Origin of the sequence: Streptomyces deccanensis (assembly GCF_022385335.1) — a bacterium.
Lineage (GTDB): Bacteria > Actinomycetota > Actinomycetes > Streptomycetales > Streptomycetaceae > Streptomyces > Streptomyces deccanensis.
Genome location: NZ_CP092431.1, coordinates 582,081 through 607,116 on the forward strand (window position 1 = coordinate 582,081; position 25,036 = coordinate 607,116).

Here is a 25,036-nt window from a genome sequence, read left to right on the forward strand (position 1 = left end):
GAGCACGGTCCGCCGCCCCGTCAACGCCCCACCGTCAGAGGAGGCCGCCTTGCGAGGATCCCCCACCGATCGCAGGCCCACCCCGCGTCACAGACCTGTCCGCAGAGCCGCGCTCGCCGTGGCTCCCGCCGTTCTGCTGCTGCCCCTGTTGGGGGCGGCCCCGCCGGAGAGCCGCGCTGCGGCCTCCGCCGGTCTGCAGGGCGCGTTCACCGCCGCGGCCGAGCGGTACGGCGTACCGCGCAGCGTCCTGCTCGGTGTCTCCTACCTCCAGTCCCGTTGGGACGCGCACGGCGGCGCGCCCAGTGTGACCGGCGGCTACGGGCCCATGCATCTCACCGACGCGCGCACCGCCCTGGCCGAGGCCCCGCACCACAGCGAGGGCGCGGAGGACGCGCGCGGCGACGAGTCCCGGCCCCTCCCGGTGCCCGCGGCGAAGCTGCCGGAGCCGTCCGAACTCCCGGCCCGGCTGCGGACGTTGACGAGGGCGGCCGAGCTGACCGGTCTGCCCGCGCGGACGCTGCGCACCGACGCCGCGGCGAACGTGGCGGGCGGCGCGGCGCTGCTCGCTGCGGCACAGCGGCAGCTCGGCGCGGAGCCGAGCGCCGATCCGGCGGACTGGTACGGGGCGGTGGCGCGCTTCTCGGGGGCCGACGACCGGGGCACGGCGGCGGCCTACGCGAACGAGGTGTTCGCGGTCATCCGCGCCGGTGCCGAGCGGGTCACGGACGCCGGCCAGCGGGTGACCCTGGCGGCCGACCCCGACCTCTCCCCCGACACCGGTCAGCTGTCCCGGGCCGGACTGCGCAAGGCCGCCACCGGTGCCCAGTGTCCGACCACCGTGTCCTGCGAGTGGATCCCCGCGCCGTACCAGGAGTTCGGCGACAACGACTACGGCAACCACGACCTGGCCGACCGGCCGACCTCGCAGCCCATCCGGTACATCGTGGTCCATGACACCGAGGGCTACTGGGACACCACCCTGGAACTGGTCCAGGACCCGACGTACGTGTCGTGGCAGTATTCGCTGCGCTCCACGGACGGGCACATCGCGCAGCACATCAAGCACAAGGACGTGGCCTGGCACGCCGGTAACTGGTACGTCAACGCGGGGTCGATCGGCCTCGAGCACGAGGGGTTCCTCGCCTCGCCGGACGCCTGGTACACGGAGGCGATGTACCGGGCGTCGGCGCGGCTGGTGAGGTACCTGGCCGACACGTACGACGTGCCGCTGGACCGGCAGCACATCCTGGGCCATGACACGGTGCCCGGTCCGACGACGGCGACGATCCCGGGGATGCACACCGACCCGGGTCCGTACTGGGACTGGCGGCACTACTTCGAGCTGCTGGGCAAGCCGCTCGGAGCGACGTCCGGCAGCGACAGCACCATGGTCACCGTCCTCCCGGACTACGCCACCAACCGGCCCGTGTTCACCGGCTGCGGGTCGGGCGGCGCGGCCTGCGCGGTGCACGGCTCCAGCGCGGTACGCCTCTACAGCCGGCCCGACGTGACCTCGCCCCTGATCAAGGACATCGGGCTGCGGCCGGACGGCAGCGTCTCGACGACCAATGTGAACGACCTCGGTTCACGGGTCTCCACCGGGCAGCAGTACGCGGTCGCGGAGCGGCAGGGCGACTGGACGGCGATCTGGTACCTGGGGCAGAAGGCCTGGTTCCAGAACCCGACGAGCAAGCCGACGGCGGTCGGGGCGGCCGGTCTGGTCGTGACGCCCCGGGACGGCCTGGCGGACATCCCGGTGTACGGCCGCGCCTATCCGGAGGCGGCGGCGTACCCGGCGGGTGTGCCCGCGCAGGCGGTGTCCCCGTGGCCGTACAAGCTCCTCGCGGGGCAGAAGTACGTCACCGGGGGCCTGGTGCCCGGCGAGTACTACTACGCCGTCTCCTTCGACACGAGCGGGCATCGGTTCGTGGTGGGCAAGGAGCTCTACTACGAGATCCAGTTCGGCCACCGGGTGGCGTTCGTGCGGGCGGCGGATGTGCGGGTGCTGCCGGCCGGGTGAGCGGCGGGGCACGGGGAAGGGCCGGGTGTACGTACACCCGGCCCTTCCCCGTGTTCGTCCTCGGCGTCTCTCAGGCCTGCTGGAACAGCTCCGCCGGGAGCGGCTTGAGCAGCGCGTAGAGGTCGTCGGTGATGGGGCGGTCCCAGGCGGCGATGGTCACCAGGACGTTGTCGCTGCGGTCGAACTGGACGCAGGAGATCCGGGACTCGGAGAGCTTGAGGCGGCGGACGATCAGCAGGTTGTCGCCCTGCATCACGGGGAGGTCCTCGGAGCCGACGACGGTGATCTCCTCCTCGTTCTCCAGCGCGATCAGCAGCTGGGCGACCTCGAAGGGGATCTCGCCGTCGGCGACCTCGCGCGCCGGGGAGCCCTCGGGGAGGTTGCCGATGATCATCGCGGGGCCGCGGCCGCCGTAGAGGTCGTAGCGCAGGAAGACACCCTGGCAGCTGCCGTCGGGGGCGGGCAGCAGACCGGCGCCGAGATTGCCCGGCCAGTCGCCCGGGTCCATGGCCAGTACGTCGAAGTCGGGCCCGGCGGGCGTGGCGCTGCGGCGGCGGAGGAAGGACATGCCGCAATGGTACGGCGTGCCGTGCGACGGTGGGGCCGTGGGAGCGTCGGGGTGGGCCGTCCCGGCGGTCAGGCCGAGGCCTTCCGGTGGCGGTCGTGGTGGCGGGCCACCCGGGCGCGGTTGCCGCAGGAGGGTTTGCACCACTCCTGGCGGGGGTGCTCCTTGAGGAAGTAGCGCACGCAGCGTGGTGCGTGGCAGGCGCGCAGCCGCTGTCGTTCGGGGCCCGCGAGGAAGGTGAGCGCGGCGCGGGCGAGGGCGGCGGTGAGCGGGTCCTCGCCGGTGGCGGGTCGGTGGTGCACGACCGGGTCGGCGCCGGGGCCCCAGGTGAGGACGGGGACGGTGGGGGTGAGCGCGGCGGCGGCGTTGAGGCGGGCCAGGGCCTCGGGGACGGGCAGCAGCCGGGCGGCGTCGGCGGGGCTGGGTTCGCCGGGGCCGACGGCGCGGGCGAAGAGGGTGCGGACGGCGGCGCGGAGGTCGCGTACGGAGGCGAGCGCGGCCTCGTCGACGGCCGGGCCGACGGTGGACGGCACGTGGTCCGCGTGGGCCCTCACCCAGGTGGCGAGCCCCATGACATCGGCCAGGTCGTCGGTGACACCGCCGCTGCCGTCGTGGCGGACGGTCAGCGCGAGGTCCAGGACGAGCCGCGCGTCCCCGCTGATCGAGTACTCCATGGGGCTAATGATAGGGGAGCCGCCATCCATTAATTCGCGTCGGCGCCGTGCGGACCGGGAATTCCAGATATCCGCGTCCCCGACGCGAATTGTGGACAATTGCGGGTGAATTTTGGCACGGTGAGGCGAAGCGGCCCGTAATTCGAACACGCGGCCGATTCCTTCTGGGGGTTCGCTCATGGCACCCGTACACCTCGCACCGGATGTCGCCGCCTTCTACACCGCGCAGAGCGCGTTCACCGACCCGGGCGACCTCGCCCCGCTCTATGCCGACCTCCCCCGCGATCCGGCCCGACTCGCCCGGGTGGCACGGGATCTGATGATCCATCGGGGCGAGGGCGGGACCTTCGGCCACACCGTGGCGCGGGAGCGGCTGCACGACGACGCCGAGACGCGCTACCTCGACGACATCCTGCGGCTCGTGGTCGAGCGGAACGGCGCGCCCCTGTCGCGGCACCGTGAGCCCGGGGACCGGTTCGTCGGTGTGTGCCGCGACTTCTCGCTGCTGCACTGCTCATTTCTGCGGCACATCGGTGTGCCGGCCCGGCTGCGATCGGGCTTCGCCACGTATTTCGGCGAGAACGGATTCCACTGTGACCACGTGGTCACCGAGTACTGGGATCCGGCGCGGGGCTGGCTGTTCGCCGACGCCCAGCTGACCGAGCCGTTGGTCGCCGACGAGCAGAAGATCGACTTCGACCCGATGGACGTACCGCGCGACCGCTTCCTGGTCGCGGGCAAGGCGTGGCGGGCGATCCGGGCGGGCGAGGCGGACCCCCGGACGTTCGGCCTGCACCCGCCGGAGGAGGGACCGCTCAACGGGGAGTGGTTCGTGGCCGGGAACGTCCGGCTCGATCTCGCGGCGCTGAACAAGGTCGAGACACTGCTGTGGGACATCTGGGGCACCGAGACGGAGGTCGGCCGGGAACTCACGGACCCGGTCCGCGAACTGTACGACGAGGTCGCCCCGGTGGCGGGCGACGAGGTGCTCTTCGCCGCGGCGCGCGAGCTGTTCGCGGATCGCGAGGGGCTGCGGACACCGCGGACCGTTCTGTCGCTGGCGCCGTACAACGGCCCGCAGGAGGTGACCCTGCGCTGACCCCGCCGTCGGTGGGCGGCCCCGGCCGCCCACCGACGCGGTGCGCGGGGCGGTTCAGGTCAGGTCGAACTCGCCCTCACGGGCCCCCGACACGAAGGCGCCCCATTCGGCGGGGGTGAAGATCAGCGAGGGGCTCTCGGGGCTGCCGCTGTTGCGCATGGCGATGAAGCCCTCGACAAAGGCGATCTGGACATCTCCCCGCCCCTGGCTGCTCGACCGCCAGTCCGCGTTGCTCAGGTCCAGTTGCGCCGGCTTGTGCCAGCCGTCGAGGGATCGCTGCTGCATGGTGGTCTCGGCCACGTCCGTGCTCCTCCCGGTTCGTCGTCCGCCCGCCAGACTAGCGATCGACCTCCATCGCGGACAGGCTGCGCGAGGGGGAGGTTCAGGAGGCGGGCGGCTCGGCGCCCACGAGCCACATCGAGAAGAACTGCGAACCGCCGCCGTAGGCATGGCCCAGCACCCGCCGGGCGCCCTCGACCTGGTGTTCCCCGGCGAGGCCCCGCACCTGGAGCGCGGCCTCGGCGAATCGGATCATGCCGGAGGCGCCGATGGGGTTGGTGGAGAGGACCCCGCCGGACATGTCGACCGGAAGGTCCCCGTCCAGTTCGGTGACACCGGACTCGGTGAGTTTCCAGCCCTCCCCCTCGGCGGCGAAGCCGAGGTTCTCCAGCCACATCGGCTCGTACCAGGAGAACGGCACGTACATCTCCACCGCGTCGATCTCCCGGCGCGGGTCCGTGATGCCCGCCTGCCGGTAGACGTCGGCCGCGCAGTCCCGCCCCGCGCGCGGCGACACGCTGTCCTTGCCCGCGAACAGGGTCGGTTCGCTGCGCATGGCGCCGCCGTGCATCCACGCGGCCGGCCGGGGCGCGCGGGCCGCGCCCGCCCGGTCGGTGAGGACCATGGCCACGGCCCCGTCGGAGGACGGGCAGGTCTCCGAGTAGCGGATCGGGTCCCACAGCATGGGCGAGGCCTGGACCTTCTCCAACGTGATGTCGTGCTCGTGGAGATGGGCGTACGGGTTCTTCAGCGCGTTGCGCCGGTTCTTGTACGCGACCAGGGAGCCGACGGTGTCGGGGGCGCCGCTGCGCCGCATGTACGCCCGCACGTGCGGGGCGAAGAAGCCGCCCGCGCCCGCCAGCAGCGGCTGCTGGAACGGGATCGGCAGGGACAGCCCCCACATGGCGTTGGATTCGGACTGTTTCTCGAAGGCGAGCGTGAGCACCGTGCCGTGGACCCGGGCGGCGACCAGGCTCGCCGCGACCAGTGCCGTCGAGCCGCCGACCGAGCCGGCCGTGTGCACCCGCATCATGGGCTTGCCCACCGCGCCGAGCGCGTCCGCGAGGTACAACTCGGGCATCATGACGCCCTCGAAGAAGTCGGGCGCCTTGCCGATGACGACGGCCTCGATGTCGGCCCAGCTCAACTCGGCGTCGTCGAGGGCCCGTCGGGCGGCCTCCCGGACGAGCCCCGCGATCGACACGTCCCGGCGCGCCGCCACGTGCTTGGTCTGGCCGACGCCTACGACGGCCACGGGCTCCTTGCTCATCGGGGATCCCCTTCGAGTACGGCGACCAGGTTCTGTTGCAGACACGGACCGGACGTGGCGTGCGCCAACGCCCGGTCGGACTCGCCCCGATGGATGCGGGCGGCGGCCTCGCCGATCCGGACGAGCCCGGCGGCCATGATCGGGTTGGCGGCCAGCGCCCCGCCCGACGGGTTGACGCGCACGGTCTCGTCGAGCCCCAGCGCCCGCCGCAGGACGACCTCCTGGGAGCTGAACGGGGCGTGCAACTCGGCGGTGTCGACGGGCCGTTCGAGGGCCCCGGCCCGTTCCGCGGCGATCCGGGTGGACGGCGAGTCGGTCAGGTCGCGCACCCCGATGCCGTGCGCCTCGATCCGGTGGTCGATGCCCCGGATCCAGGCGGGCCGCTCGCACAGGTCCCGGGCCCGCTCCCCCGCCGCGAGGACCACGGCGGCGGCCCCGTCGCCGATGGGCGGGCAGTCCCCGGTGCGCAACGGCCGCACCAGGTACTCCCCCTGCGGCACCGCACCCCGCAGCTGCGCGTGCGGGTTGCCGGCGGCGTCCGCGCGGCTGCGGGCCCCGACCGCCGCCAGCGCCGGTTCGTCGGTGGCGCCCGCGTCGATGAGCGCCTGGGCCTGGAGGGCGGCCAGGGCGACCGAGTCGGGCCACAGCGGGGCCAGGTAGTACGGGTCCAACTGCCGGGTGAGGACGTCCCGTACGGAGCCCGGTGAGGACTTGCCGTAGGAGTAGACGAGCGCGGTGTCGGCGTCCCCCGTCCGGAGCTTCACCCAGGCCTCGTACAGCGCCCACGCCCCATCCATCTCGACGTGGGACTCGGAGATCGGCGGCCAGGCGCCCACACCGTCGAGGGCGAGGGTGAAGGAGAAGGCACGGCCCGCGAGGTAGTCGCTGGAGCCGGAGCAGGTGAAGCCGATGTCGGCCGTCCTCAGTCCGGTGCTCGCCATGACCTCGTGCAGCACCGGCATGAGCATCTCCACCTCGGAGAGCTCCTCGCTGGTGCGCCGGTGGTCGGTCTGGGCGAAGGCGACGACGGCGACGTCACGGGCGCCCGGGGCTTCTTCGCGCGTCACAGCAACTCCTTGAACGTGTCGTAGTCCGCGTCGGGTTCGCCGGTGGGCCGGTAGTGGTCGGGGTAGCGGGCGCCTTCCGTCCACACCGGCTCCACGCGCAGCCCCATGCGCACCTGGTCGTAGGGGATGCCGGCGATCCGGCCGTGCAGGGCGAGTCCGGCGCCGTCGAGGGCGATGTGGGCGTAGACGTAGGGGACCTCGATGTCCAGGTTCTTCGCCTTGATGTTGACGATGCAGAAGGTGGTGACCGTGCCGGCCGGGCCGACCTCGACCCGCTCCTCGGTGGCCACCCCGCAGGTCGGGCAGGCGCCGCGGGGCGGGACGTACACCTTGCGGCAGGACGGGCAGCGTTCGCCGACGATGCGCCGGTCGCCGAGGGCCTCGATGTAGCCGGTCTGGGCGCGGCCGGGCGAGTAGGTGTAGTCGAGGCGGGCGGCGGCGACGATGCCGGTGATCGCCTCCTGGAACTCTCCGCTGTGGCCCGCCGGTTCCACCGGCTGCCCGTCGTACGGTTCGAAGCAGGCGATGTCCGTGATGGCGCCGGACCTCTCCTCGGCCCATCGCACACGGACCCGCATCCCGGTGCGCACGGCGCCGGGGCCGGGCGCGTCCAGGGCGTGCAACAGGGCCGTGTCGGCGCCGTCGAGCCGCACCAGCACCCAGGCGAAAGGCGTGGCGAGCGGCTGCCCCCGGCGCGGCTCGTGGTTCCAGGCCCAGGTGGTCACGGTCCCGGTCGGCGCGACCTCCACCAGATCACGGATCTCCTCGGCGGTGACGGGGTCGTACTCGACGGGCGGCACCAGCACCTTGCCGTCACCGGTGCGCACTCCGAGGACGACCCGTTCTCGCAGTCCGGTGAGAAAGGCGCTCTGCACGGGCCCGACAGACCGGGTGAACGGAAACTCGACGGTGAGGGGCGCTTTGAGGATCGCGGACATCGGGGTTGCCTCCTCCACATGGGGGCACGGACACGCGCCCGTCTTTTCAGGGGCGCGGGGCGTTGTCGATATGCGGCTCCGCCGCGTGGGCGCGAGAAGCCCCACCCAGCCGCGGTCGAGACACGACCTCACGGGCGAGTACGCCTACGCGCGCTTGTAAACGGGGGGCCGTTTCTCGGCGAAAGCGCGGGCACCTTCCCTCGCGTCGGCCGTGTCGAAGACCGGCCACCCCCGCTGCAACTCGGCCGCCAGCCCCTCCGCTTCGGTCATCGAGGCCGTCTCGTACACGGACGCCTTCACCGCCTCCACCGCCAGCGGCCCGCACGCGTTGATCTGTTCGGCGATCTCCAGGGCCTTGTCCAGGGTGGTGCCGTCGGCCACGACGTGCCCGACGAGACCGATGCCGGCGGCCTCGCGCGCGCTGTAGGGCCGCCCGGTGAGCAGCATCTCCAGGGCGTGCGTCCGGGGGATCTGCCGCTGGAGGCGGACCGTGGAGCCGCCGATGGGGAAGAGGCCGCGCCTGACCTCGAAGAGGCCGAACGTCGCCGACTCCCCCGCGACGCGGATGTCCGTGCCCTGGAGGATCTCCGTGCCGCCCGCGACGCAGTGCCCCTCGACGGCGGCGATGACCGGTTTGCGGGGCCGGTGGTGGCGGAGCATCGCCTTCCAGTGCAGATCGGGGTCGGCCTTGAGACGGTCGCGGTACTCCTGCCCCTCCATCCCCTTGCCCGCGAGGGCCTTGAGATCCATCCCGGCGCAGAAGGCACCGCCCGCTCCCGTGAGGACGATCGAGCGGACCTCCTCGTCCTCGTCGGCCTGGATCCAGCCGTCGTACAGGCCGACCAGCATCGGCAGCGAGAGCGCGTTCTTGGCCTCGGGCCTGTTGAGCGTGAGCACCAGTGTGGCGCCTTCGCGTCGCACGGTGAGGTGTTCGGTGCCACCCATCCGGTGTCCTTTCGTCCACAGGAAACGAGAACAGGTTGCAGTAGGCGGGTCGGCACTTCAAGGGTTTTCTGACAGTCAGTCAGATTTCTGTGCGGGGACTCTTCACAGTTGTGCCGCCCTTTGCTCTGATGACCGGCATCCGAGGGCAGCGGGGTCAGGAGGAGTGCGGTGGAGTACAACCTTGCCGACCTGTTCGAGTCGGTCGTCGACGTGGTCCCCGACCGGGCGGCGCTCGCGTACCTCGATCTCCCCGGTACGGGCGCGGAGCACCGGCTCACGTACGCGGAACTGGACGCGGCGGCCAACCGGATCGGCCACCACCTCCTCGACCGCGGGATCGAGCCCGGCGAGCACGTCGGCCTGCATCTCTACAACGGCGTCGAGTATCTGCAAGCCGCGCTCGGCTGCCTCAAGGCGCGGATCGTGCCGGTCAACGTCAACTACCGTTACGTCGAAGAAGAGTTGGTCTACCTCTACCGGGACGCCGACCTGGCCGGTCTGGTCTTCGACGCGGAGTTCACGGGACGGGTGGCGGCCACGCTGCCGCGGACGGAGAAGCTGCGGCACCTGGTGCGGGTGGGGGCCCCCGCGCCGGACGCGCCCGTCCTCGACGCCGTCCCCTTCAGCGAGGCGGAGGCCGCCGCGTCCGACGGCCGGGGCTTCCCGGCACGCTCGGGCGACGACCAGTTCATCATCTACACCGGCGGCACGACGGGCATGCCCAAGGGAGTGATGTGGCGTCAGGAGGACCTGTTCTTCTCGGGGTTGGGCGGCGGAGCGCCGACCGGGGAGCCGGTGAAGTCGCCGGAGGAGCTGGCCGAGCGGGTCGCGGCCGGGGGCGACGGGATCACGTTCTTCCCCACGGCTCCGCTGATGCACGGCACGTCCACACTCACCGCGTTCATCGGGTTCAACTTCGGGCAACGGGTGGTGATCCACCGCAAGTTCGTGCCCGAGGAGGTCCTGCGCACGATCGAGAAGGAGAAGGTCACCAGTGTGTCGCTGGTCGGCGATGCGATGCTGCGCCCGCTGATCGACGCGCTGGGCGGCCCGATGAAGGGCACCGACTGCTCGTCGCTGTTCAGCGTGTCGTCGTCCGGGGCGATCATGTCGGAGACGGTCCGGCGGGAGTTCCAGACGTTGGTGCCGAACGCCGTGCTGCTGAACAACTTCGGGTCGACGGAGTCCGGTTTCAACGGCACGGCCACGCAGGACGCGGGCGCCGGCGACGGATTCCGCATCCGCGTCCACTCCCGTACCCAGGTCGTGGACCCGGCGACGTACGAACCCGTCCCGGTCGGTGTGCCGGGCCGGGTGGCACAGCGCGGTCATGTCCCGCTCGGCTACTACAACGACCCGAGGAAGACCGCCGAGACCTTCTTCGAGCGGGACGGCGAGCGCTGGGTGCTGCTCGGCGACATGGCGACCGTCGACGAGGAGGGCGTCGTCACGGTCCTCGGCCGGGGTTCGCAATGCATCAACACCGGTGGCGAGAAGGTGTATCCGGAGGAGGTCGAGCAGGCGCTCAAGGCTCACCCCGACGTCTACGACGCGCTGGTCGCCGGGGTGCCGGACGCGCGGTGGGGCAACCATGTCGCCGCCGTGGTGCAGCTGCGCGAGGGGGCCGCCCGGCCGTCGCTGGAGGACATCCAGACCCACTGCCGCACCCGTCTCGCCGGCTACAAGATCCCCCGCCAGCTGGTGCTCACCGACACCATCCAACGGTCCCCCAGCGGCAAGGCGGACTACCGCTGGGCGCGCTCGGTGGCGGTGGCGGCGGACGCGTGATGTCCAGGCTCAGGGGTGCGCGAAGCGGTCCCGCAGTTCGCGCTTGAGGATCTTTCCGCTGGCGTTGCGCGGTAGTTCGTCCACGAAGAAGACCCTCTTCGGTGCCTTGAAGTGCGGGAGCTTCTCGCGGGCGTGGGCGATCAGTTCGTCCTCGGTCGCCTCGCCCCGGGGGACGACGACCGCCGCGACGGCCTCGATCCAGTGGTCGTCGGGCAGGCCGATCACCGCGACCTCGGCCACCCGGTCGTGGGTGTAGAGGGCGTCCTCGACCTGGCGGGAGGCGATCAGGACGCCACCGGAGTTGATGACGTCCTTCACCCGGTCGACGACGGTGAAGAAGCCGTGGGCGTCCCGCACGGCGAGGTCCCCGGAGTGGAACCAGCCGTCGCGGAAGGCCTCGGCGGTCTCCTCCGGCTTCTCCCAGTAGCCCTCGCAGAGTTGGGGCGACTGGTAGACGATCTCACCGGGAGAGCCGTCGGGCACCTCCTCGCCGTCCTCGTCGACGACCTTGGCCTCGACGAACATGACGGGACGCCCGCAGGAGTCCATCCGGCCCTTGTGCTCGTACGGGCCGAGGACCATGGACAGCGGGCCGATCTCGCTCTGGCCGAAGCAGTTGTGGAAGGCGAGCTTCGGCAGGCGTTCCCGGAGGCGTTCGAGGACGGGCACTGGCATGATCGACGCCCCGTAGTAGGCCTTGCGCAGCCCGCCGAGGTCGCGGGTGTCGAAGTCGGGGCGGTTCGCGAGCGCGATCCACACCGTGGGCGGGGCGAAGAGGCTGTCGGCGCGGCCCTCCTCCACCAGGTCCAGGATCCGGTCGCCGTCGGGGCCGTCGAGGATCGTGTTGGTGGCGCCGACCGCGAGGTACGGCACCAGGAAGACGTGCATCTGCGCGGAGTGGCACAGCGGCAGGGAGTGCACGGGCAGGTCGCCCGCCTGAAGGTCCAGGGCGGCGATGGCGCTGAGGTACTCGTGCACCAGCGCGCGGTGCGTCATCATCGCGCCCTTGGGGAGCGCGGTGGTGCCCGAGGTGTAGAGCAGTTGGACGAGGTCGTCGGCGCGGGGCTCGTCGCCGTCGTAGGGCTCGGTGGCGGCGAGGCGGGCGAGGAGCGAGTCGTCCGTGTCGCGCAGCGCCAGGGTGCGGGTGCCGTCGGGGAGGTGGCCGGCCAGGTCCGGGTCGGTGAGGACGAGGGTGCTGCCGGACTGGTCAAGGATGTAGGAGAGTTCGTCGCCGGTGAGGTTCTGGTTGACGGGGACGTGGACCAGGCCGGCTCGGGCGGCGCCCAGGAAGGCGATGAGGTAGGCGTCCGAGTTGTGGCCGAAAGCGGCGACCCGGTCGCCCGGTGCGAGGCCGGTGTCGCGCAGGGCGCGGGCCGCGCGGGAGACGGCGTCGTCCAGTTCGGCGTAGGTCCAGGACCGTTCGCCGTAGTGGATCGCGACGCGGGCGGGGGTGCGCCGGGCGCTGCGCCGCAGCGTCCCGTCGACCGTCACGCTGCGACCAGCCGTCATGTCCCGCTCTCCTTCGTCCAGGTTCCCTCGCGATCCTCGTTCCGTCGCGCGAGCCAGGTCAAGCGGACCGGCCGTACGGCCGGTGCCCGGCGCACATGGCGGGAAGTCGCTCAACCCGGGCCTTCGGACGGTGAGTCACCTTGAGGGAAGATCCATCACCCGTATGGACTACGCAGACACGTGTCGACATGCTCAACCCTCTCTTCCTCCGACGACGTTGGGAGTCGCCCATGCGCACCCGTCTGAGACAGCTGGTGGTCTCGGCCGTCGCTCTGTTCACCGCTTCGGCCGTACTGCCCTCGGCCACCGCCGCCACCGACGGCGAGCGGGCCGGTGGGCAGCGCGCGTCCCACGGCGGCCTGTCCGCCGTGATCCGCTACACCGAGTACGGCGTTCCGCACATCGTCGCGAAGGACTACGCGAACCTGGGCTTCGGCACCGGTTGGGCGCAGGCCGCCGACCAGGTGTGCGTGCTCGCCGACGGCTTCGTGACCGTGCGCGGGGAGCGCTCCCGCCACTTCGGGCCCGACGCCGCCCCCGACTTCTCGCTCTCCTCCGCGTCCAAGAACCTCACGAGCGACCTGTACTTCCGTGGTGTCCGGGACGCCGGCACCGTGCGGCGGCTGCTGGAGCGGCCCGAGCCGCTGGGGCCGAGCCGCGCGGTCGAGGATCTGATGCGGGGCTGGGCGGCCGGCTACAACGCGTGGCTGAGGAAGAACCGGATCAGCGACCCGGCGTGCAAGGGCGCCGCGTGGGTGCGGCCGGTCTCCACGCTCGACGTGTTCTCGCGGGCGTACGCCCTGGCCGTGCTCGGCGGCGAGGGCCGGCTCGTGGACACCATCGCCACCGCGCAGCCGCCCGCCGCAGGCGTCCCGGCCACGGCCGCCGCCCCGGACCCGAAGAGCGCCGCCCGCGCCGCGAGCGAGCTGTTCGACGCCGCGAACGCCGACATGGGCTCGAACGCCGTGGCCTTCGGCGGTGGGACCACGGCGGGCGGCCGGGGGCTGCTGCTGGGCAACCCGCACTACCCGTGGGCCGGTGGGCGCCGCTTCTGGCAGGCGCAGCAGACGATCCCCGGTGAACTGAACGTCTCCGGCGGGGCGTTGCTCGGCTCGCCGGTCACCCAGATCGGGTTCAACGAGAAGGTGGCGTGGAGCCACACCGTGGCCACCGGCGTCCCCATGAACGTCCATCAGCTGACGCTGGACCCGGCCGACCCGACCGCGTATCTGGTGGACGGCGTGTCGGAGCGGATGACGAAGCGGACCGTGACGGTCGGCGTGAAGGACGGCTCCCCGGTCACCCGCACCCAGTGGTGGACGCGGTACGGCCCGGTCGTCACGTCGCTCGGCGCCGACCTTCCACTGCCCTGGACCACCGGTACCGCGTACGCCGTGTTCGACCCCAACGCGGCGAACCTGCGGTTCACGGACACCTCGCTGGGCTTCGCCAAGGCCCGCGGCACCTCGGACATCCTCACGTCGCTCGCCCGGCACCAGGGCCTGCCGTGGGTGAACACCGTCGCGGCCGACTCCGCCGGGCACACCCTGTTCACCCAGTCCCAGACCCTCCCCCGGATCACCGACGACCTCGCGGCGCGCTGCTCGACGCCGCTGGGCCGGGCCACCTATCCGTCGGCGGGCGTCGCGATCCTCGACGGCTCGCGTGCGGACTGCGCGCTCGGCAGCGACGCCGACGCCGTGCAGCCGGGGATCTTCGGGCCCGCGAGGATGCCGACGCTGAAGGACGCGCCGTACGCGGAGAACTCCAACGACAGCGCGTGGCTGGCCAACGCGGACCGGCCGCTGACGGGGTACGAGCGTGTCTTCGGCAATGTCGGCACCCAGCGGTCGCTGCGCACGCGCGGCGCGATCGAGGACGTGGCCGCCATGGCGGACAAGGGCGGCCTGACCGTACGGGACCTCCAACGGCAGCAGTTCGCCAACCGGGTGCCCGCGGCCGATCTCGCGGCCGACGACGTGGTCCGGGCGTGTGCCGCGCTGCCCGGCGGGACGGCGACGGCCGGTGACGGTGGGGTGGTGGACGTGTCCGAGGCGTGCCGGGTGCTGCGGTCCTGGGACCGGACCGTCGACAGCGGCAGTCGGGGCGCGCTGCTCTTCGACCGGTTCTGGCGGCGGCTGAACGCCATGGTGCCGCGCCCGCAGCTGTGGAAGGTGCCGTTCTCGGCGGCGGACCCGGTCAACACGCCGAACACCCTCAACACCGACGCGCCCGGCTTCGGGACCGCCCTGGCGGAGACGGTGACGGAACTGCGGGCGGCGGGCGTCGCGTTGGACGCGAAACTCGGTGACCACCAGTTCGTCGTACGGAACGGGCTGCGCATCCCGGTGTCCGGCGGTACGGAGTCGCTGGGCGTGTGGAACAAGATCGAGTCGCCTTGGCGCGGGGCCGAGGGCGGCTACCCGGAGGTCTCGTCGGGTTCCAGCCACATCCAGGCGGTCGGCTGGGACGGCGGGCGCTGCCCGGTGGCCCGCACGCTGCTGACGTACTCGCAGTCCTCGAACCCGAATTCACCCCACTACCTGGACCAGACGCGGTTGTTCTCGGCGGAGAAGTGGGTGACCTCGCGGTTCTGCGAGAAGGACATCCTGTCCTCGCCGAAGCTGAAGGTGGTGCGTGTGAGCCAATGAGCGAGGGGTGTGGTGCCGCCCCGCCGCGGGGCGGCACCATTCTTATGACAGCACTCATGCCATGGGCATATAACCGTTCCTCATGAGGAGGCCCCTCGGTGGCGCAGGACTCGTTACGTCGGGAGACGGATTCGACGGCCATGATCGACACGTCGGTTCCGCACTCGGCCCGGATCTGGAACTACTGGCTGGGCGGCAAGGACAACTACCCGGTCGACCACGCGGCCGGCGACGCCTTCCGCGCGGTGTTCCCCGGCATCACCGATCTCGCCCGCGACTCCCGGGCGTTCCTCGGCCGCGCGGTCACCTTCCTCGCCGGTGAGGCGGGGATACGTCAGTTCCTCGACATCGGCACCGGGCTGCCCACGGCGGACAACACGCATGAGATCGCGCAGCGGCAGGCCCCGGACGCGCGGGTCGTCTACGTGGACAACGACCCGCTGGTCCTGACCCACGCGCGGGCGCTCCTCACCAGCACGCCCGAGGGGGCGACCGACTACGTCGACTCCGATCTGCACGACCCCGCGACCGTGTTGCGACAGGCCGCGCGGACGCTCGATCTGTCCCGACCGGTCGCGCTGACGATGATGCAGGTCAGCGGCCACATCGCCGACTACGCCGAGGCGCGCGCCATCGTCGGCGCGCTGCTGGACGCGCTGCCGTCGGGGAGTTGGTTCGCGTTCAACGACAGCGTGGACACGCACGAGGCGAACGCCGAGGCCACCCGCCGCTACAACGAGAGCGGCGCGGTCCCCTACCACCTGCGCAGCCCCACCGAACTCGCGGGATTCTTCGACGGGTTGGAGCTGCAGGACCCCGGGGTGGTGCCGCTGAACGACTGGCGCCCCGGCCCCGCGACCCCGGTCCACGGCGAGGTCATCGCCCTGGGCGGAGTCGCACGCAAGCCGTGACACCGACGGCGCCGACGGTGCCGACGGTGCCGACGGTGCCGACGGAGATTCAGACGGTCTTCTCCCGGCCCTCCCAGTACGGTTCGCGCAGCCGCCGTTTGTAGAGCTTGCCGTTGGGGTCGCGGGGCATCGCCTCGGTGAAGTCGACGCTTCTCGGGCGCTTGTAGCCGGCCAGTCGGCGGGTGCAGTGGGCCAGGATCTCCTCGGCCAGGACCGGTCCCGGGGTGAATCCGGGGGCCGGTTCGACCACGGCCTTGACCTGCTCGCCCCAGTCGTCGTGCGGGATGCCGAAGGCGGCGGCGTCGGCGACGGCGGGATGGGTGAGCAGGGCGGCCTCGATCTCGGCGGGGTAGATGTTGACGCCGCCGGAGATGATCAGGTCGATCTTGCGGTCCCGGAGGAAGAGATAGCCGTCCTCATCGAGGAGACCGAGGTCGCCGACGGTGAAGAAGTCCCCGATGCGGTTCTTTCGCGTCTTGCCCTCGTCCTTGTGGTACGAGAACCCGCCGGTGCTCATCTTCATGTAGACGGTGCCGAGTTCACCGGGCGGCAGCCGGTTGCCGTCGTCGTCGAAGACCGCCAACTCGCTGATGGGCCAGGCCTTGCCGACCGTGCCGGGCTTCTTCAGCCAGTCCTCGGCGGTGGCGAAGGCTCCGCCGCCCTCGCTGGCCGCGTAGTACTCCTCGACGCACTCGCCCCACCACTCGATCATGGCCCGCTTCACATGGTCCGGGCAGGGTGCGGCCCCGTGGATGGCGTGCCGCATCGACGACACGTCGTAGCGGGCGCGCACCTCCTCGGGCAGCGCGAGGAGCCGGTGGAACTGGGTCGGCACCATGTGCGTGTGCGTGCAGCGGTGGGCGTCGATCGCGCGGAGCATCCCCTCGGGCGTCCACTTGTCCATCAGCACCAGTCGGTGCCCGATGTGCAGGGACGCGCCGGCGAACTGGAGCACGGCCGTGTGGTAGAGCGGCGAGCAGACCAGGTGGACGTTGTCGTCGAACGGCCGGATGCCGAAGATGCCGAGGAAGCCGCCGAGGTAGGACTCCTCGGGGAGCTTGCCGGGGAGCGGGCGTCGGATGCCCCGGGGGCGTCCGGTGGTGCCCGAGGTGTAGTTCATGACCCAGCCGAGGGTCCGGTCCGTGGGCGCCGACTCGGGCTGACCGGCGAGGAGTTCGCCGTACGGCCGGAAGCCCTCGACCGTGCCGACGGCGTACCGGCGGCTGTCGGGGAGCTTCGCCTCGTCGGCGGCGTCGCGGGCGGTTTCGGCGAACCGCTCGTGTGCGATGAGCACCTTGGCACCCGAGTCGGAGACGATCCAGGCGATCTCGGGGCCCACGAGGTGGTGGTTGACGGGCACGAGGTAGAAACCGGCCTGGGTGGCGGCCAGGTACGTGACGAGGAACTCGACGCCGTTGGGCAGGACCACGGCGAAGGCGTCGCCGCGTTCGAGTCCGGCCGCGCGCAGCCCGTGCACCAGCCGGTTGGTCTCGGCGTGCAGCCGTCCGGCGGTCCACTGCTCCCCGTCGGGCGCGATGAGCACCGTACGGTCGGGGTCGGCTGTGGCCTGGGCCCAGAAGCCCTGCGGAGGTTGGCTTCGGGGGGCTTGGCCTTGCGGGGCTTGGCTCTGCGGGGCTTGGCCTTGGGGGGCTTGGCTCACTGTCCCTCGCTCCTTCCGGCGATCCGGTTGATGCGGTCGACGGCCTCCTCGAAGCCCCGGGTGAGGTCGTCGAAGACGGCCTGGACGCTGCGTTCGCTGGTCATCCGGCCGACGATCTGCCCGACCGGGGTGCCGAGCAGCGGCTCCACCTCGTACTTCTGGATGCGGGAGACCGCTTCGGCGACGAGCAGGCCCTGCAGCGGCATGGGCAGGGTGCCCGGTCCGGCCGGGTCGTCCCAGGCCTCGGTCCATTCCGTACGGAGCTGGCGGGCGGGTTTCCCGGTGAGGGCACGGGAGCGGACCGTGTCTCCGGAACCGGCGGCGAGCAGCTTCTCTATCAGCCGGGGCGAGGGCAGTTCGGCCTCGGTCGTGGTGAGCCAGAGCGAGCCGAGCCATACCCCTTGGGCGCCCAGCGCCAGGGCGGCGGCGACCTGCTGTCCGCTGCCGATGCCTCCGGCGGCGAGCACCGGCAACGGGGCGACGGCGTCGACGACTTCGGGCGTCAGCACCATGGAGGCGATCTCGCCGGTGTGGCCGCCGGCCTCGTAGCCCTGGGCCACCACGATGTCGATACCGGCGTCCGCGTGCTTGCGGGCGTGGCGGGCGCTTCCGGCGAGCGCGGCGACGAGGATCCCCCGCTCGTGGGCGCGGTCGACGACGTCGGCGGGCGGGGAGCCCAGGGCGTTGGCGAGCAGCTTGATCGGGTAGTCGAAGGCGACATCGAGCTGGCTGCGGGCGACCTGTTCCATCCAGCCGGTGATGCGCCAGCCGGAAGCCTCGCCCTCGGCGAGTTCGGGCACGCCATACTGGGCGAGGGTGTCCTTGACGAACTGCCGGTGCGACTCGGGGATCATCGCCTCGATGTCGGCCTCTGTGACGCCCTCGACCTTCTTCGCAGGCATCACGACGTCCAGGCCGTAGGGCCTGCCGTCGACGTGGGCCTCGATCCAGTCGAGGTCGCGTTTGAGGTCGTCGGGGGCCGTATAGCGGACCGCGCCGAGCACTCCGAAGCCGCCGGCCCGGCTGATGGCCGCCGCGACCGCGGGGAACGGGGTGAAGCCGAAGACGGCGTACTGGACTCCGAGGGTGTTGCTCAGCTCCGTCTGCATGGTGCGCAGGATGCCGTAGTCCTCCGGACGAGGGAAGGGGTTTTCTGATGCCTCGTCAGATTTGGCTGCGCGGGGGCCTCGGACGCCTTGGGCGCGTCAGGGGGTGCCTTGGGAGGTTGTTCGGCGGGTGCGGGTTTGTGGGGGCTGGTCGCGCAGTTCCCCGCGCCCCTTACGGGGCGGGGTGCGGCCCTGCTGATCGCGGGCAATCAGCAGGGCCTTTTCCCCCGTGAACGGTCCCCCGGCGCCGCTCGCGTCATCGATTTCAGCGCACGGCGGATTGTTTGGCAGGGGTGGTCGGGCGGCCGGACAATGGCCGGGGCCGGCGGGGGTGTCCCTGCCTCACTCCCCCAGGACCGCCATCGCCGCGTTGTGGCCGGGGACGCCGCTCACGCCGCCGCCGCGGACCGCGCCCGCGCCGCACAGGAGGACGTTGGCGTGGCGGGTCTCCACGCCCCAGCGGCCCACATCCTCCTGGGCGTAGGGCCAGGCGAGGTCGCGGTGGAAGATGTTGCCGCCGGGGAGGCCCAGGTCGCGTTCCAGGTCCAGGGGGGTTCTGGCCTCGATGCAGGGGCGGCCGTCGGCGTCGGTGGCGAGGCAGTCGGCGAGGGGCTCGGCGAGATGGGCGTCCAACTGGGCGAGCGTGGACTTGAGGAGTTCCGTGCGGACGCCGTCGTTGTCCGCCTGGAACAGCCGCGCGGGGGTGTGCAGACCGAAGAGGGTGAGGGTCTGGTAGCCCTGTTCCACCAGGTCCGGGCCGAGGATGGTCGGATCGGTGAGGGAGTGGCAGTAGATCTCGGACGGCGGGGCCTCGGGCAGCGCACCCGACGCGGCCTGGGCGTAGGAGACCGCCAGTTGGTCGTACCCCTCGGCGATGTGGAAAGTCCCGGCGAAGGCCTCGTGCGGGTCCACGGACTCGTCCCGGAGCCTCGGGAGCCGCTTGAGCAGCATGTTCACCTTGAGCTGGGCACCCTCGGCGGGGGCGGGCGGTCGGTCGCCGGTCAGGGCGGCCAGCTCCTGCGGGGAGGCGTTCACCAGGACGTGCCGGGCGGCGACCGTGCCCTCCGTGTCGGCGGTCCGGAAGGTGATCTCGGCGGACCGGCCGTCGGTGGCGATCCGGCGGACCTCGTGCCCCGTGGCGATCACCGCACCCGCGTCGCGCGCGGCGCCGGCCAGCGCGTCCGTGAGGGCGCCCATGCCGCCGACGGGCACGTCCCAGGCGCCCGTGCCGCCGCCGATCACGTGGTAGAGGAAGCAGCGGTTCTGCCGCAGCGAGGGGTCGTGGGCGTCCGCGAAGGTGCCGATGAGCGCGTCGGTGAGGACGACGCCGCGCACGAGGTCGTCGGTGAACGTCGACTCGACGGCGGCGCCGATCGGCTCCTCGAAGAGCACCCGCCACGCCTCCTCGTCGTCGACGCGCCGGCGCAGGTCGTCCCGGGTGGGGAGGGGCTCGGTGAGCGTCGGGAACACCCGTTCGGCGACACGGCCCGTCATCCCGTAGAACCGCTGCCAGGCCTCGTACTCTCGGCCCGAACCGGTCAGTCGTTCGAAGGCCGCGCGGGTGCGGCGCTCGCCGCCGCCGACGAGGAGACCGGTGGGGCGGCCGTCGCGTTCGACGGGGGTGTACGAGGAGATCGTGCGGCCGCGGACCCGGAAGTCGAGGTCCAGGTCCCGCACGATCTTCCGGGGCAGCAGGCTGACCAGGTAGGAGTACCGCGACAGCCGGGCGTCGACCCCGGCGAAGGGGCGCGTGGAGACGGCTGCTCCGCCGGTGTGGTCCAGCCGCTCCAGCACGAGTACGGAACGGCCCGCGCGCGCGAGATACGCGGCGGCGACCAGACCGTTGTGACCGCCTCCGACGATCACGGCGTCGTACGAGTCGTGCGACCGGGGCCCATTCGGGCGTGCGGGATGTGCGGGGCGTGCGGGCCGATCTGAGGGCGCGGGGGTGGCAGGCATGGCTCTTGGTAACACGCCATGATCGAGCTCGGCCAGGGCTGCGTGCCAGGTGGATCAACGGTCCGGAGGCCGTCAGCAGTGCTGAGGGCGTCGCCCTCGGCCGGCCGTGGGGTCAGTGGTGGTCGGTAGTCCGTGGTCGGCGTAACGCCGCCACTCGGCGGTACAGCTCCACCGCCTCCTGGCCTCGGCCCAGTTGTTCGAGGCAGTGTGCCTCGTCGTTGCGGCTGGCGAGGGTGTCGGGGTGGTCGGGGCCGAGGACGTGTTCGCGGGCGTCCGCGACCCGCCGGTACTCGGTGAGGGCGTCGGGCCAGCGGCCGAGCCAGCCGAGGCCGACGGCGACCTCGCGGCGGCTGACGAGGGTGTCGGGGTGGTCCGGCCCGAGGACGCGCTCCCGCAGGGCGCAGACGTCCCGGGACTCGGCGAGGGCCTCCTCCCAACGGCCCAGGCGGCCGAGGTTGACGCCGAGGCCGTGCCGGGCGCGGAGCGTCTCGGTGTGGTCGGGGCCGAGGACGCGGGTGCGGTCGTCGACGAGGGCGCGGTAGAGGGTGAGCGCGTCGGCGCTGCGGCCGAGCCGGCCGAGGCTGATGCCGACCTCGTGGCGCGCGGCGAGCGTGTCGGGGTGGTCGGGCCCGAGGGCCTGGGCCCGGGCGTCGGCGACCTCCTCGTAGGTCCGCAGCGCCTCGGGCCAGCGGCCCAACTGGCCGAGGGCGTAGGCGACCTCGTACCGGGTGACGAGGGTGTCGGGGTGGTTGGCGCCGAGGACCCGGGTGCGGGCGGCGGCCACGTCGTTCGCCATGCGGTACGAGTCCTCCAGACGGCCGAGCCTGCTGAGGTTGAAGGCGAGGTTGTGGCGGCAGCGCAGGGTGTCCGGGTGGTCGGGGCCGGCGAGGCGCTCGCGGACGGCGAGGACCGAGGTGTAGGCCTGGTGGGCTTCGAGGTGACGGCCCAACTGGCCCAGCACGTACGCCATCTCCTGCCGGGCGGCGAGGGTCTCGGGGTGCTCGGCGCCGAGCGCGTGCTCGCGGGCGCGGGCCACGTGGGCGAACTCGCGCAGCGCGTCGGCGGGGCGGCCGGTGCGGCTGAGGGTGAAGCCGACCTCGTAGCGGCTGGCGAGGGTGTCGGGGTGGTCGGGGCCGAGGGCGTGCTCGCGTTCGGCGGCGACCGCGCGGTGCACCTCGCCGGCCTCCGTCCAGCGGCCGAGGCGGCCGAGGCTCAGGCCCGCGTTGTGCCGGCCGGCCAGGGTGGTGATCAACTCCGGTGGCGGGGCCGGACGTTCGTCCTGTGCGGGGTGCTCGACGCGACCGGCGGCGGGGCGGGCGATCCACTCCCCCGTGAGCCCGGCGGAGGCGTCCGGCGGGGCGAGGCCCGGTCCGGTCCCGGCGGCCTTGTGGCCGGTGGTCATGCCCCAGGTCCAGGAGGGCAACCGGGGTTCCCGCGACGGCAGTTGTCCGGGCCGCGTCCAGGGCCGGGGCTCGCCGGCAGCGACGGCAGGGGCGGCGGGAGGGGGTACCGCGGTCGGGGCGAGGACGTGGAGGCGGCCCGGCGGCACGGCCGTCGCCGCCCGCCCCTCGTCGACCCTGCGGCCCAACTCGCATGCGTCGTAGGGTCGTTCCTCGGGTTCCTTGGCGAGCAGGTCGAGGATGATCCGGTCGAGGTACTCGGGCACCTCGTCGCGGTGGCTGCGCGGCGGCGTCGGCGCGGTGTCCCGGTGGCCCATGAGCACCGCCCAGGCGTCGTCGAGGTCGAACGGCGGCACTCCGGTGGCGATCTCGTAGAGCACACAGCCGAACGAGTAGAGGTCGCTCCGCTGGTCGACCTGACCGCCGACGATCTGTTCCGGCGACATGTAGTGCGGGGTGCCCATCGCGATGCCGGTGCCGGTGAGGCGGGAGGTGAAGGTGACGTCACGGCCCAGGCGCGCTATGCCGAAGTCGCAGATCTTCACGGTGCCGTCGGTGAGCAGCATGATGTTGGCCGGCTTCAGGTCACGGTGCACGATGCCCTGGCGGTGGGTGTAGGCGAGGGCGGAGGCCACCTGATCGGCGATCTCGACGACCGCCGGGACCGCCAGCGGATGGTGTTTGTTGTCCTCCAGGAGCTGGCTGAGGTTGCGGCCCTCCAGTAACTCCATGACGAGGAACAGCACACCGTCGGACTCGCCGAAGTCGTGGACGACGGTCACGCCCCGGTGCTGGAGGGCCGCGGCGACGCGCGCCTCGCGCCGGAACCGCTCCCGCAGGACCCGTGTGAAGGACTGGTCGGGCTGGCTGTTGAGGGGTTTGAGGCACTTGACCGCGACCTGCCGCCCCAGTGACTCGTCCCTCGCACGCCAGACCTCGCCCATCCCCCCGCGCCCGATCAGATCGAGCAGCCGGTACCGGCCCTGGATCAGCCTGGTGTCCCCCATCGCCGACGATCGCCCCCGTATCCGACCGGACCCGCCCTCCCCTGGCCCGTCCAGTATGGCGGCCTATCTGCCGACTTTGTACGGTGCCGGGCGGGAGCCGGGGCCGAGCCGTGACATGGCGCGGAGGATGTGTTTGGGCGGGAGTTGCCAGCGCAGACGTGCGGGGACGGAGCGAAGAAAGGTTCCGGTGAGCCGCAGGCGGCGGGTGACCACGTCGGGTGGGGGGCCCGGTCTGCCGTACAGCTCGTGGGCGTACGGCGGCAGGGAGGCGTACGCGAGGTTCGCCACGCGCCGCCACAGTGCTTCACGTGCCGGTACGAGCAACGGATGGGCGGGCGGGCGCCGCAGGAAGTCGTCGACCTCCCGTGCCTCGGGGCCGGCCGCCAGCTCGGGCCGCACCTTCGTGAAGTAGGCCGCCAACTCCGCCGTGTCACCGGGTGCTTCGGCGGGGTCGAGGCCGACCAGGCGGGCGCTGACGCGGTGTTCGCCGACGTACCGGTCGGCGGCGGCCTGGGTGAGGGGGTAGCCGGAGCGGCGCGCGATGTGGAGGTAGGAGTCGATCTCCGCGCAGTGCACCCACAGCAGCAGCTCCGGTTCGTCGACGCCGTACCGCTCCCCCGTGTCCGGGTCGGTCGCCGAGAGCAGGCTGTGGATCTTCCGGACCCGGGCGCCGGCGTGTTCGGCGGCCTCCGTGGTGCCGTACGTCGTCGTGCCGACGAAGCTCGCCGTGCGCAGCAGCCGGCCCCAGGCGTCCTTGCGGAAGTCGGAGTTCTGCGTGACGCCGCGCACCGCGCGCGGGTGCAGGGCCTGGAGGTACAGCGCGCGGACCCCGGCGATCCACATCATGGGGTCGCCGTGGACCTGCCAGGTCACGGAGGCCGGTCCGAACAGACCGGGGTCGCCCGGGGCGGGGTGATCGGGGGCATCCACCCCGCCAGTGTGACCGGGATCGACAGTCGACACCAGGGCCACGTTCGCAGCCCTGCGCGCCGTGTGTGCCGTGTGTGCCGTGTGTGGCTACCAGGCGGCCAGTGAGCCGTCGGTGTTGCGCCAGACGGGGTTGCGCCAGCGGTGGCCGCGTTCGGCGGCGGCGCGGACCGCGTCCTCGTCGATGGTGATGCCGAGACCGGGCGCTGTCGGGCGGTCGATGTAGCCGTCGCGGAACGTGAAGGGCGTGGTGTCGGCGAGGTAGTCCAGCAGGCCGCCGCTGTCGCCGTAGCCGATGCCCAGTGCCTGTTCCTGGATGAGGAAGTTGGGGATGGCGAAGTCGAGTTGGAGGCTGGCGGCGAGGGCGATCGGGCCGAGCGGGCAGTGCGGTGCCACCAGGACGTCGTAGGTCTCGGCCATCGCGGCGATCCGGCGGGTCTCGGAGATGCCGCCGGCGTGGCTGATGTCCGGCTGGGCCACGGCGATGCCGTCGGAGAGCACCGAGCGGAAGTCCCAGCGCGAGTACAGCCGTTCGCCGGTGGCGATGGGGATCGAGGTGGAGCGCACCACGGCGCCGAGGTCCCGGGTGAACTCGGGCAGCACGGGCTCCTCGACGAAGAGCGGCAGCAGCGGCTCCAGGAAGGGGAGCACACGGCGGGACATGGCGCCGCTGAACCGGCCGTGGAAGTCCAGCGCCAGGTCGCGCTCCGGGCCGATGGCCTCGCGGACCGCGGTCACGCCGGCCACGATGGCATCGATCGCGGCGGGTGTGGCGAGGGGCTCCAGCTGGCCGCAGGGGTTGAGCTTGACGGCCGTCATACCCTTGGCGACCTGCGCGGCCGCCGACTCGCCCAGTTCCTCGGGGGTCTCGCCGCCGACCCAGCCGTAGACGCGGACGCGGTCGCGCACGTGGCCGCCGAGGAGTTGGTGGACCGGGACGCCGTGGGTCTTGCCGGCGATGTCCCACAGTGCCTGGTCGATGCCGGCCAGGGCGCTGTTCAGGACGACGCCGCCGCGGTAGAAGCCGCTCTTGGCGAGCACCTGCCAGTGCTCCTCGATCCGGGCCGGGTCCTGGCCGAGCAGGTAGTCGAACATCTCCTCGACGCAGCGGGCGACGGTGTGGGCCTTGCCCTCGACTATGGGCTCGCCCCAGCCGGAGATGCCCTCGTCGGTGTCGACGCGCAGGAAGAGCCAGCGCGGTTCGACGAGGAAGAGCTCGTATCCAGTGATCTTCATGGGAGGGACCTCCGGGTCCTGTGCG

19 protein-coding genes are annotated in these 25,036 nt (G+C 72.1%); 5 read left to right on the plus strand and 14 right to left on the minus strand.

Annotated features, from left to right (window positions below):
• The first annotated feature begins 49 nt into the window (after positions 1-49).
• Positions 50-2,020, plus strand: coding sequence for an N-acetylmuramoyl-L-alanine amidase (locus tag L3078_RS02660; RefSeq protein WP_239750385.1), 1,971 nt, complete (start codon positions 50-52; stop codon positions 2,018-2,020).
• Positions 2,021-2,090: 70 nt separating this feature from the next.
• Here the strand turns inward: L3078_RS02660 and L3078_RS02665 are convergent, their stop codons facing one another.
• Both L3078_RS02665 and L3078_RS02670 read right to left on the minus strand, forming a co-directional pair.
• Positions 2,091-2,588 (minus strand): hypothetical protein, encoded by a 498-nt coding sequence (locus tag L3078_RS02665; RefSeq protein ID WP_239750386.1) that lies wholly within the window; start codon positions 2,586-2,588, stop codon positions 2,091-2,093.
• Between the two features lie 68 nt (positions 2,589-2,656).
• Entirely contained in the window at positions 2,657-3,259 is a 603-nt protein-coding gene (locus tag L3078_RS02670; protein WP_239750387.1) for a CGNR zinc finger domain-containing protein, read from the minus strand.
• Positions 3,260-3,437: 178 nt separating this feature from the next.
• Here L3078_RS02670 and L3078_RS02675 point away from each other — a divergent pair, with 178 nt between their 5' ends.
• Positions 3,438-4,358 (plus strand): transglutaminase-like domain-containing protein, encoded by a 921-nt coding sequence (locus L3078_RS02675; protein WP_239750389.1) that lies wholly within the window; start codon positions 3,438-3,440, stop codon positions 4,356-4,358.
• A 54-nt stretch (positions 4,359-4,412) separates the two neighbouring features.
• Here the strand turns inward: L3078_RS02675 and L3078_RS02680 are convergent, their stop codons facing one another.
• From L3078_RS02680 to L3078_RS02700, 5 genes are all read right to left on the minus strand, one after another.
• Complete coding sequence (locus L3078_RS02680; protein WP_045555673.1) at positions 4,413-4,658, minus strand: DUF397 domain-containing protein; 246 nt, start codon at positions 4,656-4,658, stop codon at positions 4,413-4,415.
• A gap of 82 nt (positions 4,659-4,740) precedes the next feature.
• Positions 4,741-5,907: a thiolase domain-containing protein gene (locus L3078_RS02685; RefSeq protein ID WP_239750390.1), complete on the minus strand. Its 1,167-nt coding sequence runs from the start codon at positions 5,905-5,907 to the stop codon at positions 4,741-4,743.
• Positions 5,904-6,974, minus strand: a complete 1,071-nt coding sequence (locus L3078_RS02690; RefSeq protein ID WP_239750391.1) for a thiolase domain-containing protein — start codon at positions 6,972-6,974, stop codon at positions 5,904-5,906. The genes L3078_RS02685 and L3078_RS02690 overlap by 4 nt, the downstream gene beginning before the upstream one ends.
• On the minus strand, positions 6,971-7,912 hold the full coding sequence (locus L3078_RS02695; RefSeq protein WP_239750392.1) for a Zn-ribbon domain-containing OB-fold protein: 942 nt from the start codon (positions 7,910-7,912) through the stop codon (positions 6,971-6,973). The genes L3078_RS02690 and L3078_RS02695 overlap by 4 nt, the downstream gene beginning before the upstream one ends.
• A gap of 144 nt (positions 7,913-8,056) precedes the next feature.
• Positions 8,057-8,857: a crotonase/enoyl-CoA hydratase family protein gene (locus L3078_RS02700; protein ID WP_239750394.1), complete on the minus strand. Its 801-nt coding sequence runs from the start codon at positions 8,855-8,857 to the stop codon at positions 8,057-8,059.
• A gap of 168 nt (positions 8,858-9,025) precedes the next feature.
• On the opposite strand from L3078_RS02700, the gene L3078_RS02705 reads away from it, so the two are divergent.
• Positions 9,026-10,645 (plus strand): acyl-CoA synthetase, encoded by a 1,620-nt coding sequence (locus L3078_RS02705; RefSeq protein WP_239750395.1) that lies wholly within the window; start codon positions 9,026-9,028, stop codon positions 10,643-10,645.
• 9 nt (positions 10,646-10,654) lie between these two features.
• Here the strand turns inward: L3078_RS02705 and L3078_RS02710 are convergent, their stop codons facing one another.
• The gene (locus tag L3078_RS02710; protein WP_239750396.1) at positions 10,655-12,154 is read right to left on the minus strand and encodes an acyl-CoA synthetase; all 1,500 of its coding nucleotides are present in this window, start codon (positions 12,152-12,154) and stop codon (positions 10,655-10,657) included.
• Between the two features lie 230 nt (positions 12,155-12,384).
• Here L3078_RS02710 and L3078_RS02715 point away from each other — a divergent pair, with 230 nt between their 5' ends.
• Together L3078_RS02715 and L3078_RS02720 are read left to right on the plus strand one after the other, a co-directional pair.
• Positions 12,385-14,805 (plus strand): penicillin acylase family protein, encoded by a 2,421-nt coding sequence (locus L3078_RS02715; RefSeq protein ID WP_239750397.1) that lies wholly within the window; start codon positions 12,385-12,387, stop codon positions 14,803-14,805.
• A gap of 140 nt (positions 14,806-14,945) precedes the next feature.
• Positions 14,946-15,716 (plus strand): SAM-dependent methyltransferase, encoded by a 771-nt coding sequence (locus L3078_RS02720; protein ID WP_239750398.1) that lies wholly within the window; start codon positions 14,946-14,948, stop codon positions 15,714-15,716.
• 49 nt (positions 15,717-15,765) lie between these two features.
• On the opposite strand, the gene L3078_RS02725 is transcribed toward L3078_RS02720, so the two are convergent.
• The 6 genes from L3078_RS02725 to dgoD form a co-directional block, all read right to left on the minus strand.
• Positions 15,766-17,376 carry an acyl-CoA synthetase gene (locus L3078_RS02725; protein WP_275593117.1) on the minus strand — a complete coding sequence of 537 codons (1,611 nt, stop codon included), beginning with the start codon at positions 17,374-17,376 and terminating at the stop codon, positions 15,766-15,768.
• Complete coding sequence (locus L3078_RS02730) at positions 17,373-18,485, minus strand: NAD(P)H-dependent flavin oxidoreductase (protein ID WP_239750401.1); 1,113 nt, start codon at positions 18,483-18,485, stop codon at positions 17,373-17,375. The genes L3078_RS02725 and L3078_RS02730 overlap by 4 nt, the downstream gene beginning before the upstream one ends.
• Positions 18,486-18,824: 339 nt before the next feature.
• The gene (locus L3078_RS02735; protein WP_239750403.1) at positions 18,825-20,441 is read right to left on the minus strand and encodes a phytoene desaturase family protein; all 1,617 of its coding nucleotides are present in this window, start codon (positions 20,439-20,441) and stop codon (positions 18,825-18,827) included.
• Positions 20,442-20,553: 112 nt separating this feature from the next.
• Complete coding sequence (locus tag L3078_RS02740) at positions 20,554-22,848, minus strand: serine/threonine-protein kinase (RefSeq protein WP_239750405.1); 2,295 nt, start codon at positions 22,846-22,848, stop codon at positions 20,554-20,556.
• Positions 22,849-22,911: 63 nt separating this feature from the next.
• Positions 22,912-23,778: an oxygenase MpaB family protein gene (locus L3078_RS02745; protein WP_239750408.1), complete on the minus strand. Its 867-nt coding sequence runs from the start codon at positions 23,776-23,778 to the stop codon at positions 22,912-22,914.
• 87 nt (positions 23,779-23,865) lie between these two features.
• Complete coding sequence (dgoD, locus tag L3078_RS02750) at positions 23,866-25,011, minus strand: galactonate dehydratase (protein WP_239750410.1); 1,146 nt, start codon at positions 25,009-25,011, stop codon at positions 23,866-23,868.
• Positions 25,012-25,036: the final 25 nt, after the last annotated feature.

Coding starts and splice junctions, on each gene's coding strand:
- L3078_RS02720 (WP_239750398.1), top strand. CDS start 14,946: ATGATCGACACGTCGGTTCCGCACTCGGCCCGGATCTGGAACTACTGG.
- L3078_RS02730 (WP_239750401.1), bottom strand. CDS start 18,485: ATGCAGACGGAGCTGAGCAACACCCTCGGAGTCCAGTACGCCGTCTTC.
- L3078_RS02665 (WP_239750386.1), bottom strand. CDS start 2,588: ATGTCCTTCCTCCGCCGCCGCAGCGCCACGCCCGCCGGGCCCGACTTC.
- L3078_RS02675 (WP_239750389.1), top strand. CDS start 3,438: ATGGCACCCGTACACCTCGCACCGGATGTCGCCGCCTTCTACACCGCG.
- L3078_RS02700 (WP_239750394.1), bottom strand. CDS start 8,857: ATGGGTGGCACCGAACACCTCACCGTGCGACGCGAAGGCGCCACACTG.
- L3078_RS02740 (WP_239750405.1), bottom strand. CDS start 22,848: ATGGGGGACACCAGGCTGATCCAGGGCCGGTACCGGCTGCTCGATCTG.
- L3078_RS02685 (WP_239750390.1), bottom strand. CDS start 5,907: ATGAGCAAGGAGCCCGTGGCCGTCGTAGGCGTCGGCCAGACCAAGCAC.
- L3078_RS02670 (WP_239750387.1), bottom strand. CDS start 3,259: ATGGAGTACTCGATCAGCGGGGACGCGCGGCTCGTCCTGGACCTCGCG.
- L3078_RS02715 (WP_239750397.1), top strand. CDS start 12,385: ATGCGCACCCGTCTGAGACAGCTGGTGGTCTCGGCCGTCGCTCTGTTC.
- L3078_RS02735 (WP_239750403.1), bottom strand. CDS start 20,441: ATGCCTGCCACCCCCGCGCCCTCAGATCGGCCCGCACGCCCCGCACAT.
- dgoD (WP_239750410.1), bottom strand. CDS start 25,011: ATGAAGATCACTGGATACGAGCTCTTCCTCGTCGAACCGCGCTGGCTC.
- L3078_RS02695 (WP_239750392.1), bottom strand. CDS start 7,912: ATGTCCGCGATCCTCAAAGCGCCCCTCACCGTCGAGTTTCCGTTCACC.
- L3078_RS02710 (WP_239750396.1), bottom strand. CDS start 12,154: ATGACGGCTGGTCGCAGCGTGACGGTCGACGGGACGCTGCGGCGCAGC.